Below are 11,953 nucleotides of genomic sequence, written 5' to 3' on the forward strand. Positions count from 1 at the left end.
GCTCCCCGCCGCGCGCGGCCAGCGCCTCGGCGAGCGCCGCGCGCACCTTGGCGGCGGGGCCCACCGGCACCGTCGACTTGTTGACCACCACGGTCGGCACCTGCAGGTGCCGGCCGATGGTGCGGGCCACGGCCAGCACGTACTGCAGGTCGGCGCTGCCGTCCTCGTCGGGCGGCGTGCCCACCGCGATGAAAACCACCTGCCCATGCGCGATCGCGGTTGCCGCGTCGGTGGTGAAGGCCAGCCGCGAAGCGGCATGGTTGGCCTTGACCATCGGTTCCAGCCCCGGCTCGTAGATCGGGATGATGCCCCGGTTCAGGCCATCGACCTTGGCCTGGTCGATGTCGACGCAGACCACGTCGTGGCCCACCTCGGCCAGGCAGGTCCCGGTGACGAGTCCGACATAGCCGGTACCGAAAATCGCAACGCGCATGGGTGCAGTGGCTCCGTGGCGGTTACTGCAGGATGCCCAGCAGCTCGACGTCGAAGGTCAGCGTCGCATCCGGGCCGATCGGGCCGCCCGGGGTGCCGTTGCTGCCGTACGCCAGTTCGGACGGAACCCAGAAGCGGTACTTGGAACCGACCGGCATCAGCGCCACGCCCTCGGTCCAGCCCTTGATCACCTGGTCCAGGCCGAAATCGGCCGGCTGGCCGCGCTCGTAGCTGCTGTCGAACGGCGTGCCGTCCAGCAGCTTGCCTTCATAGTTCACGCGCACGCGGCTGCTCGCCATCGGGCGCTCGCCGCTGCCGGCGCGCAGCACCTGGTACTGCAGGCCCGAGGCGGTGGTGACCACGCCCGGCTGGGCCTTGTTCTTGGCCAGGAAAGCGTTGCCTTCCTCGCGGTTCTTGCCGGCGGCGGCGGCCTGCTTGGCGGTGCTGAAGGCCTGCAGCGTGGACTGCGCCTGCTGGCGGTCCATCAGCGGCGTGCCCTTGGCGAAGATCGTGGCGATGGCCTGGAAAGTCGCGTCCAGGTCGATCTCGCCCTTGATCGGCGCCAGCGACGGGCCGACGGCGTAGCTGCCCAGCATCAGGCCGACCTTTTCGCGGTCCACCGCCGGCGGCTGGCTGCCCGGCGCCATGCCCGGCACCTGCTGGCCGGAACGGGCCATCATCGCGATGCGCAGGGCCTGGTCAGTCTTCTGCGCCTCTTCCTGCGACAGCAGCGGCTGGCCGCCGGCGAAGGCGTTCTCCACGGCGCGGCGCAGCGCGGCGACGTCGACTTCCGAGGCGATGGGTTCGAACGAACTGGCGACGTCCACGCCGATGGCGTAGCCGATCTTTTCACGTTCCGAGGTCAAAACGGACTTCTCCTTGGTGGCCGCGGGGGCGGCAGGTTGTTGCGCGATCACGGCCGCAGGGACCGCCATCGCCAGAATCAGAAGCGACGCCACGGCGCCGCGCTTTCCCATCTTCATTCGCTGCTTTCCTGGAAGTGAACAGACGCCGCCATCGGCGCGAGGGGCGTCATTGTCGCATGCGCACCGGCGATGTCGAGGCGGTGCGGCGAGGCGCCGGTCAATGGTGGTTCGGCACCGGCCTGGCGAGCTCGCGCTCGATCGCCGCGCGCAGCTCCGGGTCGTCCGGGCGCACCTTGCTGGCGAACTGCGCCACCACCCGCCCGTCGCGCGATACCAGGTATTTGTGGAAGTTCCAGCCCGGCGCGACGCCGGTCAGGCGGGTGAGGTCTTGGTATAGCGGAGTGGCTTCCGGGCCGATGACGTGCACCTTCTGGAACATGGGGAATTTCACCCCGTAGGTCAGCGTGCAGAACTCCTGGATCTCGGTCTCGCTGCCCGGCTCCTGGCCCTTGAAGTCGTTGGACGGAAAGCCCAGCACCGAGAAACCGCGCCCGGCAAGCTCCTGGTGCAGGGCCTCCAGCCCCTCGTACTGCGGCGTGTAGCCGCACTTGGAGGCGGTGTTGACCACCAGCAGCACCTTGCCGCTGTATTCGCGGTTCAGGTTTACCGGCTCCTTTCCGGCCAGCGGACGATAGTCGCGGTCCAGTAAGGCACCGTCGGCGGCGCTGGCCGCGCCCACCATCGACATGGCAAACGCCATTCCAATCAAATAGTTGCGAATGGACATCGGGATTCTCCTGGGTGTGGGCCGGCGTCGCTCGAAGACTAGGCCATCAGTTGGGTTACAGGGGAGTTGCATGTCAGCGTGTCGGTGTTATAGTTGCATACAACACCAGCCACCCTACACAGGGGGACCGCCATGAACCGAAGCCACCAACGACATCTTTTCCCGGCACTCACCGCTGCCGGCACGCTGTTGCTGATCGGTTGCACGCTGTCCCTGCCTGCCGGCCGTGGCCCGGTCCAGGATTATGCCGCCGGGACCACCGGCGAAGAGCAGGAGGCCAACGCGCAGGAGAAGGCCAGGCGCCCCGTCCGGCGGATGCGGACCAGCCTCTCCCTGCCCTACTTCTCATTCGCACAGTCGCTGAATCCACGGAGCTGACCATGAGCGATATCCAGTGGAGCGATGGCGCTCCCATCTACCGCCAGCTGAAGGATCGCGTCATCGCGATGATGCTGGACGGCATCATCAAGCCGGGCGACGCCCTGCCCTCGGTGCGCCAGGTGGCCGCCGAGTACCAGTTGAACCCGATCACGGTCTCGCGCGCCTACCAGGAACTGGCCGATGAGAACCTGGTCGAGAAGCGCCGCGGCCTGGGCATGTTCATGACCGAGGAAGCCGCGCGCAAGCTGCGCGGCAGCGAGCGCGACCGTTTTCTCAACGAAGAGTGGCCCGGCGTGCTGGAACGCATCCAGCGTCTGGGCCTGACCTTGGAAGATCTGCTGCCACCGGGGACCACACCATGAATGCCGCCGTCGAAGCCGTCGTTTCCGCTCACAACCTGCGCAAGGTCTACAAGCAGAAGCCGGCACTGGACAACACCAGCTTCACCATCGCGCCGGGCCGCATCGTCGGCCTGATCGGCCCCAACGGCGCCGGCAAGACCACCGCGCTCAAGGCCCTGCTCGGCCTGACCTCGTTCGAGGGCGAACTGCGCGTGCTCGGCATGGATCCGCGCGCCCAGCGCAACGCGTTGATGAACGATGTGTGCTTCATCGCCGACGTGGCGGTGCTGCCGCGCTGGATCCGGGTCAAGGAGGCCATCGACTTCGTCGCCGGCGTGCACCCGCGCTTCGACCGCGCCCGCTGCGAGCGCTTCCTGGCCAACACCAAGCTGCAGCCCAAGCAGCGCGTGTCCGAGCTGTCCAAGGGCATGGTGGTGCAGCTGCACCTGGCGCTGGTGATGGCCATCGACGCGCGCGTACTGGTGCTGGACGAGCCGACCCTGGGCCTGGACATCCTCTACCGCAAGGAGTTCTACCAGCGCCTGCTGGAAGACTACTTCGACGAGCAGAAGACGATCATCGTCACCACCCACCAGGTCGAGGAGATCGAGCACATCCTCACCGACGTGCTGTTCATCCGCGACGGGAAGATCGTGCTCAGCGCCGACATGGAAAGCGTGTCCGAACGCTATACCGAGCTGCTGGCCTCGGCCGACACCCTGCAGGCCGCGCGCGAACTGGGCCCCATCGACGAGCGTTCGCTGCCGTTCGGCAAGACCGTGCTGCTCTACGACGGCGCCGACCGCAGCCAGCTCGATGCCCTGGGCGAAACCCGCAACCCCGGCCTCGCCGACCTGTTCGTGGCCATCATGAAGGGAACCTACGCATGAACGCCGTCCATCACATCACCCCGCTGGGCAAGTTCAAGTGGCTGCTCAAGCGCGAATACTGGGAAAACCGCGGCGGCTTCCTGCGCGCGCCGCTGGTGGCCGGCGGCATCTCCCTGCTGCTGTCGCTGATGGCGATCATCGCCGGCCTGTTCGCCGCCCACCGCGCCGCCAAGAACGGCGACCTGCACATCAACGGCGTCAACGTCAACGGCCTGGAACTGGGCATGCTGACCGAGCACATGACGCCGGCGGACATGGTCAAGTTCGGCGAGGGCATGAACGTCACCCTGCTGCTGAGTTCGGCGTGGCCGTTCATCACCCTGGCCTTCGTGGTGTTCTTCTACTGCCTGGGCGCGCTGTACGACGACCGCCGCGACCGCAGCGTGCTGTTCTGGAAGTCGATGCCGGTCTCCGACACGCAGACGGTGCTGTCCAAGCTGGTCGGCGCGCTGGTCATCGCCCCGCTGCTGGCGGTCGCCGCCGCCATCGTGACGATGTTCGGCTTCATGATCATCATCAGCCTGGTGGTGCTGTTCCACGGCGGCAACCCGATCACCCTGATCTGGGCCTCGTCCAACCCGTTCTCGATCGCCGCCAGCCACCTGGCCTGGATCCCGGTCTATGCGCTGTGGGCGCTGCCCACCGCCGGCTGGCTGATGCTGTGCTCGGCCTGGGCCAGGAGCAAGCCGTTCCTGTGGGCGGTGATGCTGCCGGTGTTCGCCGGGGTCATCGTCAGCTGGTTCGACCTGATGAAGCTGTCCGGCCTCAACAACGGTTGGTTCTGGGGACACGTGGTCGGCCGCCTGCTGCTCAGCGCCACGCCGGGCATCGAGCTGGCCTACCGCAGCCCCACGCCCAATGGCGAGTCGGTGAATTCGATGCTGCATGGTTTCTCGCCCAGCGTGCAGCTGGCCGGCCTGGCCAACCCCGAGCTCTGGATCGGCGTGGTGGTCGGCGCCCTGTTCATCGCCGCCGCGATCTGGCTGCGCCAGCGCCGCGACGAAATCTGACCGCCCTGCCTGTCCCACCGCGATTTCGAGGAACCCGATGGACATCAAGCACGCAACGATCAAGCCCCTGCTGTTCGCCCTGGCGCTGCTGCCGGGCCTGGCCCTGGCCGACGAGCACTGCAAGTTCAGCCAGCCCAAGGCACTGGAACTGGAACTGGCCGGCGTCAAGGCCGTGGTGTTCGAGGTCAACAGCCACGACCTGAAGCTGCAGGCATCGCCCGGCGCCCGCGCCGCGCTGTCCGGCCGCGCCTGCGCCTCCAGCCAGGACCTGCTCGGCCAGCTGTCGCTCACCCAGGAAAAGGCCGGCGACAAGCTCGTCGTCCGCCTGCAGCGCGAGAACCGCGGCATCAACATCGGCTTCGGCTCGAACTACGCGTGGCTGGACATCGGCGGCACGCTGCCGGACGACATCCTGGTCCAGCTCAAGGTCGGTTCCGGCGACGCCACGCTCAGCGGCGCGCAGGCGATGAGCGCCGACGTCGGCTCCGGCGACGTGAAGGCGCGCGACATCAAGGGACTGGCCACCGCCGCGGTCGGCTCCGGCGACATCGAACTGGACAACGTCGGCACCCTGCACGTGGTCTCGATCGGCTCGGGCGATGTCCGCGTCGACGGCGTGCGTGGCGATGCCAGGGTCGGCAGCATCGGCTCGGGCGACCTGGAACTGCACGAAGTGCAGGGCAACGTGGACATCGCCAGCATCGGCTCGGGCGACGTCGACGTCGGTGCCGTCCGCGGCGCGGTGAGCCTGGGCACGCTGGGCTCGGGCGACCTGCGCGTGCGCGCTGCCGGCAGCCTGCGGGTGCAGCGCACCGGCAGCGGTTCGGTCGACCATTCGGGCATCCGCGGCGCCGTCGAACTGCCCCGGAAGCACTGATTCCTCCCTCCTTGCCAGCAACGGAAGCACTCACATGAAAACGCTCAAAGCCCCCCTGTTCGCGCTGATGCTGTGCCTGCCGCTGCTTGCCTGCGGCAACCGTCCGCAGGCAAGTAACGATGCCGGCGGCGACACCAGCCTCGGCCAGAAGGTCCGCGAAGCCACCGACAAGGCGCGCAAGGAAATGGCCGTGAAGAACATCAGCGTTTCCAGCGACAACGGCGTCAAGGTCGAGATCTCGCCGGCCGGCGACCTGCTGATCGATGGCAAGGCTGTCGCCGTCGACGATGCCCAGCGCAAGCTGCTGCTGCAGTACCGCGGGCAGGTGATGCAGGTGGCCGAGGCCGGCATCGAGATCGGCGTACAGGGCGCCAACCTCGGCGTCCGTGCCGCCGGCGAAGCGCTCAAGGGCATCCTGTCCGGCGACACCGACCAGATCGAGAAGCGGATCGACGCCGAGGCGAAGAAGCTGGAGGAAAGCGCCACGAAGATCTGCGACCGCCTGCCGGCGATGCTTGCCACCCAGCAGCAGCTGGCCGCCGCCATCCCCGAATTCAAGCCCTACGCGAAGATGGACCAGAGCGACATCGATGAATGCCGCAAGGGCCACGTGACGATGCGCTGACCGTCACTGGCGGCGGGGGCGGTAGAATCGCCGCTCCCCCGCCGTACCGTTCCGCCACGCCATGAAGAAACTGCTGCTGCCCCTCCTGCTGGCCTGCATCGCCGCCGTCGCCGGTTGCGGCGACCGTGAGCAGTACGCCGCCCACCGCGCCGAGCGCAGCAAGCCGAAGATGGAAGTGGGCGCCACCATGGTGTCGGTGCGGCGCGCGCCCTACCCGAACCTGGACATCCTGCCCGACGGCAGGCTGCGCGTGGACGACATCGAGATTCCGCTCGACGAGGGCCAGCGCGAACTGCTGCAGACCAGCTTCGTCAAGCTGCAGATCCTGCGCCAGAACACGCTGACCGAGGCGACCGCACCGGCCGATGCCAGCGGCCGCACCGTACCGCTGGAAGTACCGGCGGGCGAAACGCCGTTCCCGCCGGACCTGGCCCAGCGCATTCCCGAATTCAAGGAATACGCCGAAGCGCTGGCCAACCCGCGCGCACTGCGCTGATTCCGCGCCCCAGGCGCGGCGCTGACCGTCAAGGTACGCGCCGCGTCCGGCCGGCTCCGCTAGGCGCCCCCCAGGGTGGCGAACAGCAGGGCGGCGAGCGACGCCAACCAGGAAATGCCCACGTAGAACCGTAGTTCCTGGGCACTCAGGGACGCAGCAAACCAATCGAACAGGAAGAAGGATTTCCATCCTTCCAGGGTGTCGACACCGTCCATGAAGACCACCCAGAAGCAGAACGCCGTATAGAGCCCGAAAACCAGAAACGCCATGAATCCCCCTGTCTTCCGTGGCGGTTGGACTCCCGTTTACCACACCGCGTCCCCACGATGGCGCCCGGCGCGATCCCACGCGCTGCCGGGCGATGGATCCGGGATGGGAAATCAATGGTCGTGGATGCCGCCCCGCGTCAATGCGGCCGGGTCCAGCAGGCGTTTCAGTTCCGCTTCCGGCAGGCCGCTGTCCTCGCAGGCCACCTCCAGCACCGGGCGCTGTTCCTTGTAGGCGCGCTTGGCGATGGCCGCGGCCTTCTCGTAGCCGATGATCGGATTGAGCGCGGTCACCAGGATCGGATTGCGCGCCAGCGCCTCGCGCACCCGCTCCTGCCTGACCACCAGGCCGGCGAACACCTTGTCGGCCAGCAGGTTCATCACGCTGGACAGCAGCTGGATCGAATCGAGCAGGTTGGCCGCGATCAGCGGCAGCGCCACGTTCAGCTGGAAATTGCCGGTCTGCCCGGCCACCGTGATCGCGGCGTGGTGGCCGATCACCTGCGCCGCCGCCATCACCGTCGCTTCCGGGATCACCGGATTGACCTTGCCCGGCATGATCGAGCTGCCCGGCTGCAGCGCCGGCAGCTCGACCTCGCCCAAGCCCGCCAACGGCCCGGAATTCATCCAGCGCAGGTCGTTGGCGATCTTGATCAGCGCCACCGCCAGCGCGTTGAGCTGGCCGGACAGTTCCACCGCATCGTCCTGCGCGGCCAGTCCTTCGAACTTGTTCTGGGCGCTTTCGAACTTGGCTCCCGTCGCAGCCGAGAGCGCACGCGCCACCTTGCCGCCGAAGCGCGGATCGGCGTTGATGCCGGTGCCGATCGCGGTGCCGCCCAGCGGCAGCCGGCGCAGCCGCTTCAACGCGTCCTCGATGCGGCCCTGCGCCGATTCCAGCTGCGCCGACCAGGCGCCGAACTCCTGGGCGAAGGTCAGCGGCATCGCATCCATCAGGTGGGTGCGGCCGGTCTTGACCACCTTGCCCAGGCCGCGCCCGCGCTTGTCGATGGTCCGGCGCAGGTGCCTGAGCGCAGGCAGCAGCTTTTCCACCGTTTCCAGCTGCGCCGAGACGCGGATGGCGGTGGGGATCACATCGTTGGAACTCTGCCCGAGATTGACGTGGTCATTGGGATGCACCGGGGTCTTGCCCGCCTTGCCGGCGCCCGCTTTCATCCGCCGCGAAGCGAGCGTGGCGATGACCTCGTTGGCGTTCATGTTCGACGAGGTGCCCGAGCCGGTCTGGTAGACGTCGATGGGGAAATGCGCATCGTGCCCGCCATCGGCCACCTCCAGCGCCGCCGCGCGGATCGCCCGGCCCACGCCCTTGGGCAACAGCCCCAGCCCGACATTGACCTCGGCGGCGCTGGCCTTGATCAGCCCCAGCGCGCGGATGAAGGCCCGCGGCATGCGCTGCCCGGACACCGGGAAATTCTGCACCGCGCGCTGGGTCTGCGCGCCCCACAGCGCCTCGGCCGGCACCTGCAGTTCGCCCATGCTGTCGTGTTCGATCCTGAAGCTCTTGCTCATCGTTCAACTCCACATTGTGTTTCGTACAGGGAAGTCGCAGCTGGCGGCGGCTGGCGATGCCGCACCACCATACCGCCGATGGCACCCTGCCGCGCACGCGGCCGTCATCGGCTAGACTCGGGCATCCGCATTTCCCTGCCTTCCCGCACACATGGGCGACGACCCCGACGGCTGTTGCGGCCGGACATTTCCCGGCCCCCGCTGCACCCTCCCTTCCACGATCCGCCATGATGGAGGGGAACCGTGATCGGCAACCTCGCCCTGCTGGCCGTGGCCCTGCTGCTGGTCCTGCTCAACGGCTTCTTCGTCGCCGCCGAGTTCGCCCTGGTCAAGCTGCGCCACACCCAGGCGCAGGGGCTGGCCGAGCACCATGGCTGGCGCGGCCGCCTGCTGCTGAACGTGCACGGCCACCTCGACGCCTACCTGTCGGCCTGCCAGCTCGGCATCACCCTGGCGTCGCTGGGGCTGGGCTGGGTCGGCGAACCGGCGTTCGCGCACCTGCTGCAGCCGCTGTTCGACCTGCTCGGCCTGGCGCCGGAAGCCGCGCGCCTGACCAGCTTCGTCATCGCTTTCAGCGTGATCTCGTTCCTGCACATCGTGCTCGGCGAACTGGCGCCCAAGTCGATGGCGATCCGCCGCCCGGAGCGGATGTCGCTGTGGACCGCGGCGCCGCTGTACCTGTTCTACTGGGCGATGTACCCGGCGATCTGGCTGCTCAACAACAGCGCCAACCTGCTGCTGCGGGCACTGGGCTGGGGCGACGTCGAGCATGCCTCGCACCGCTATTCGCGCGAGGAGCTGAAGCTGATCCTCGGCGGCCAGCAGCGCAGCGGCGGCGACCACGAGCTGGCGCTGATGAGCCATGCGCTGGAGCTGCCCGAACTGGTCGCCGGCGACCTGATGCGCTCGGCCGACCACCTGCACAGCTTCCGTGACGGCATGGACCTGCAGGCGGTGCTGGCCGGGTTCGCCGCCAGCCGCTACAGCCGCTACCCCTGGTTCGCCGCCGACGGCGAGCAGGTGCGCGGCATCCTGCACATGAAGGACCTGCTGGTGGAACTGGCGCGCGGCAATCCACGCCCGGACCCGCCCCCGCTGCTGCGCCCGGCCAACCTGATCGCGCTGGAAACCCCGGTGCCGCAGGTGCTGGAACGCTTCCGCACCGGCACCACCCACCTGGCCCTGTGCGTGGACGAGCACGGCCGCATCCTCGGCTACTTCACCCTGGAAGACCTGCTGGAAGTGGTGGTGGGCGATATCGAGGACGAGCATCCCCATGCCGTCGGGGACGCCCCGACCCGGGGCGCCGACGGCAGCGTGCTGGTCGCCGGTTCGACCTCGATCTTCCGGCTGGAACGCCTGCTCGGCCGCGACCTGGCCGCGCCCGCTCACGTCAACTCGGTCGGCGGGCTGATCCTGCACCAGCTGCAGCGCCTGCCCGAGGAAGGCGAGGCGCAGGACATCGACGGCTACCGTTTCACGGTGCGCCGCATGGCCGGGCACCGCATCCAGGCGGTCACGGTGGAACGGCTCCCGGCCCCGGACGGCGCGGCGGCGTAGAATACGCGCCCCTGCCCCTGCGCCAGCCTGCCCCTCATGACCGATCCGTCCCGTCCAGAAGCCGCCCTGCTCGCCCTGTCCCCGCTCGATGGCCGCTATGCCGGCAAGGTCGACGGGCTGCGCCCGATCTTCTCCGAGTACGGCCTGATCAAGGCACGGGTGAAGGTCGAGATCGAATGGCTGCTGGCGCTGGCCGCCGAGCCGGGCATCGGCGAACTGGCCGACTTCTCCGCCGCCGGCAAGGCCCGGCTGCGCGCCCTGGCCGACGGTTTCTCGGTGGCCGACGCCGCCCGCGTCAAGGACATCGAGCGCACCACCAACCATGACGTCAAGGCGGTGGAATACTTCATCAAGGAACGGCTCAAGGACGACGCCGAGCTCGCGCCGGCGCTGGAATTCGTGCACTTCGCCTGCACCAGCGAGGACATCAACAACCTGTCCTACGGCCTGATGCTGGCGCAGGCACGCAGCCAGGTGTTGCTGCCGACGCTGGAAGGCATCGCCGCCTCGCTGCGCCGGCTGGCGCATGAGCAGGCCGCGCAGCCGATGCTCTCGCGCACCCACGGCCAGACCGCCTCGCCGACCACGCTGGGCAAGGAGGTCGCCAACGTCGTCGCCCGCCTGGAGCGGCAGATCCGCCAGATCGGCGCGGTCGAGCTGACCGGCAAGATCAATGGCGCGGTGGGCAACTACAACGCGCACGTGGTGTCCTATCCGGACATCGACTGGCCGGCCTTCGCCGAAACCTTCGTCACCTCGCTGGGGCTGGTGTTCAACCCCTACACCACCCAGATCGAGCCGCACGACAACGTCGCCGAGATCGGAGATGCGACGCGCCGCGCCAACACCATCCTGATCGACCTGGCCCGCGACATCTGGGGCTATGTCTCGCTGGGCTACTTCAAGCAGAAGCTCAAGGAAGGCGAAGTCGGTTCCTCGACCATGCCGCACAAGGTCAACCCGATCGACTTCGAGAACGCCGAGGGCAACTTCGGCATCGCCAACGCGCTGTTCGAGCACTTCAGCGCCAAGCTGCCGATCAGCCGCTGGCAGCGCGACCTGACCGACTCCACCGTGCTGCGCGCGCTGGGCACCGCCTTCGGCCATACCCAGGTGGCGCTGGAGTCGCTGGCCAAGGGCCTGGGCAAGCTGGAAGTGAACCCGCAGCGCCTGGACGCCGACCTCGACGCGGCCTGGGAAGTGCTGGCCGAAGCCGTGCAGACGGTGATGCGCCGCCATGGCCTGCCCAACCCGTACGAACAGCTTAAGGCCCTGACCCGCGGCCAGGGCATCACCGCCGATTCGATGCGCGGGTTCATCGAATCGCTGGACCTGCCCGCCGACGCCAAGCAGCGCCTGCGCGAGCTCACCCCGGGCGGCTACGCCGGCCTGGCCGCCGGGCTGGCCAAGGCGATCTGACGCCGGAGCGCGCAATCGCAGGATGCGCGCCGGCAGTGGGCGGCCCTGGCCTGCTGGCACTGCCGGCCTTCCATCCGGCCCCTGGATTCACCCGGCAACGGCAGGCGCAGGCTTCGCCGTTGCCGCATCGAGCGATGGCATCGCGCCGGTCCGCCGCCGGCGGCGCGGGACCGGCCCCTGCGATCGCCCGTGGCCGCGGCCAGCGCGATTTCGCCCTGTCCGATCGTCCGGCGCCCTCGCGCGCTTCGCGCGACCGCAGCCCGGCCGGGCGCGTCCATCCACGCGAACAGGCGACGCCGCCGCCGTCTGCGCTGCTGTCCCGACGGGCCGCAACTGGAACAATCGCCGCCAATCGTGTAGAAAAGCCCGGTTGCGGTACCGTCACCGGCGGTAACCAGCTTTGCCGGGCAGGACGCAAGGGCCTGCAAGACGAAGCGCCAAGACAGCCACTCCCGGCGGGGTGGCTGTCTAGGCGC

The 11,953-nt window shown here is 68.4% G+C and carries 14 protein-coding genes; 9 read left to right on the top strand and 5 right to left on the bottom strand.

Annotation, left to right across the window (positions count from 1 at the left end; translation table 11 throughout):
• From QMX80_RS15670 to QMX80_RS15680, 3 genes are all read right to left on the bottom strand, one after another.
• On the bottom strand, positions 1-433 hold a 433-nt coding region (locus QMX80_RS15670; protein ID WP_345782389.1), incomplete at its 3' end, for a 2-dehydropantoate 2-reductase N-terminal domain-containing protein.
• A gap of 22 nt (positions 434-455) precedes the next feature.
• Positions 456-1,415, bottom strand: a complete 960-nt coding sequence (locus QMX80_RS15675) for an FKBP-type peptidyl-prolyl cis-trans isomerase (RefSeq protein ID WP_055764815.1) — start codon at positions 1,413-1,415, stop codon at positions 456-458.
• 100 nt (positions 1,416-1,515) lie between these two features.
• Positions 1,516-2,058: a glutathione peroxidase gene (locus tag QMX80_RS15680; RefSeq protein ID WP_282278055.1), complete on the bottom strand. Its 543-nt coding sequence runs from the start codon at positions 2,056-2,058 to the stop codon at positions 1,516-1,518.
• A 159-nt stretch (positions 2,059-2,217) separates the two neighbouring features.
• Here QMX80_RS15680 and QMX80_RS15685 point away from each other — a divergent pair, with 159 nt between their 5' ends.
• From QMX80_RS15685 to QMX80_RS15715, 7 genes are all read left to right on the top strand, one after another.
• Complete coding sequence (locus tag QMX80_RS15685) at positions 2,218-2,463, top strand: hypothetical protein (protein WP_282278044.1); 246 nt, start codon at positions 2,218-2,220, stop codon at positions 2,461-2,463.
• 2 nt (positions 2,464-2,465) lie between these two features.
• Positions 2,466-2,828 (top strand): GntR family transcriptional regulator, encoded by a 363-nt coding sequence (locus tag QMX80_RS15690; protein ID WP_055764809.1) that lies wholly within the window; start codon positions 2,466-2,468, stop codon positions 2,826-2,828.
• Complete coding sequence (locus QMX80_RS15695; protein ID WP_055764807.1) at positions 2,825-3,697, top strand: ABC transporter ATP-binding protein; 873 nt, start codon at positions 2,825-2,827, stop codon at positions 3,695-3,697. The genes QMX80_RS15690 and QMX80_RS15695 overlap by 4 nt, the downstream gene beginning before the upstream one ends.
• Positions 3,694-4,707 (top strand): hypothetical protein, encoded by a 1,014-nt coding sequence (locus QMX80_RS15700; RefSeq protein WP_282278046.1) that lies wholly within the window; start codon positions 3,694-3,696, stop codon positions 4,705-4,707. The genes QMX80_RS15695 and QMX80_RS15700 overlap by 4 nt, the downstream gene beginning before the upstream one ends.
• A 37-nt stretch (positions 4,708-4,744) precedes the next feature.
• Complete coding sequence (locus QMX80_RS15705) at positions 4,745-5,584, top strand: DUF4097 family beta strand repeat-containing protein (RefSeq protein ID WP_282278047.1); 840 nt, start codon at positions 4,745-4,747, stop codon at positions 5,582-5,584.
• 34 nt (positions 5,585-5,618) lie between these two features.
• Positions 5,619-6,209 carry a DUF2884 family protein gene (locus QMX80_RS15710; RefSeq protein ID WP_055764800.1) on the top strand — a complete coding sequence of 197 codons (591 nt, stop codon included), beginning with the start codon at positions 5,619-5,621 and terminating at the stop codon, positions 6,207-6,209.
• A gap of 61 nt (positions 6,210-6,270) precedes the next feature.
• Positions 6,271-6,705, top strand: a complete 435-nt coding sequence (locus QMX80_RS15715; RefSeq protein WP_055764797.1) for a hypothetical protein — start codon at positions 6,271-6,273, stop codon at positions 6,703-6,705.
• A 59-nt stretch (positions 6,706-6,764) separates the two neighbouring features.
• Here QMX80_RS15715 and QMX80_RS15720 read toward each other — a convergent pair whose 3' ends face one another.
• Together QMX80_RS15720 and QMX80_RS15725 are read right to left on the bottom strand one after the other, a co-directional pair.
• The gene (locus tag QMX80_RS15720) at positions 6,765-6,974 is read right to left on the bottom strand and encodes a hypothetical protein (protein ID WP_282278050.1); all 210 of its coding nucleotides are present in this window, start codon (positions 6,972-6,974) and stop codon (positions 6,765-6,767) included.
• A 111-nt stretch (positions 6,975-7,085) separates the two neighbouring features.
• A complete protein-coding gene (locus tag QMX80_RS15725) occupies positions 7,086-8,498 on the bottom strand; it encodes a class II fumarate hydratase (RefSeq protein WP_282278051.1) in 1,413 nt (470 codons plus the stop codon).
• Between the two features lie 243 nt (positions 8,499-8,741).
• On the opposite strand from QMX80_RS15725, the gene QMX80_RS15730 reads away from it, so the two are divergent.
• Together QMX80_RS15730 and purB are read left to right on the top strand one after the other, a co-directional pair.
• Positions 8,742-10,058, top strand: coding sequence for a hemolysin family protein (locus QMX80_RS15730; RefSeq protein ID WP_282278052.1), 1,317 nt, complete (start codon positions 8,742-8,744; stop codon positions 10,056-10,058).
• Positions 10,059-10,094: 36 nt separating this feature from the next.
• A complete protein-coding gene (gene purB, locus QMX80_RS15735; RefSeq protein ID WP_055764790.1) occupies positions 10,095-11,477 on the top strand; it encodes an adenylosuccinate lyase in 1,383 nt (460 codons plus the stop codon).
• Positions 11,478-11,953 lie beyond the last annotated feature (476 nt).

This window comes from Stenotrophomonas sp. PS02297, from assembly GCF_029959705.1.
GTDB lineage: Bacteria > Pseudomonadota > Gammaproteobacteria > Xanthomonadales > Xanthomonadaceae > Stenotrophomonas > Stenotrophomonas nitritireducens.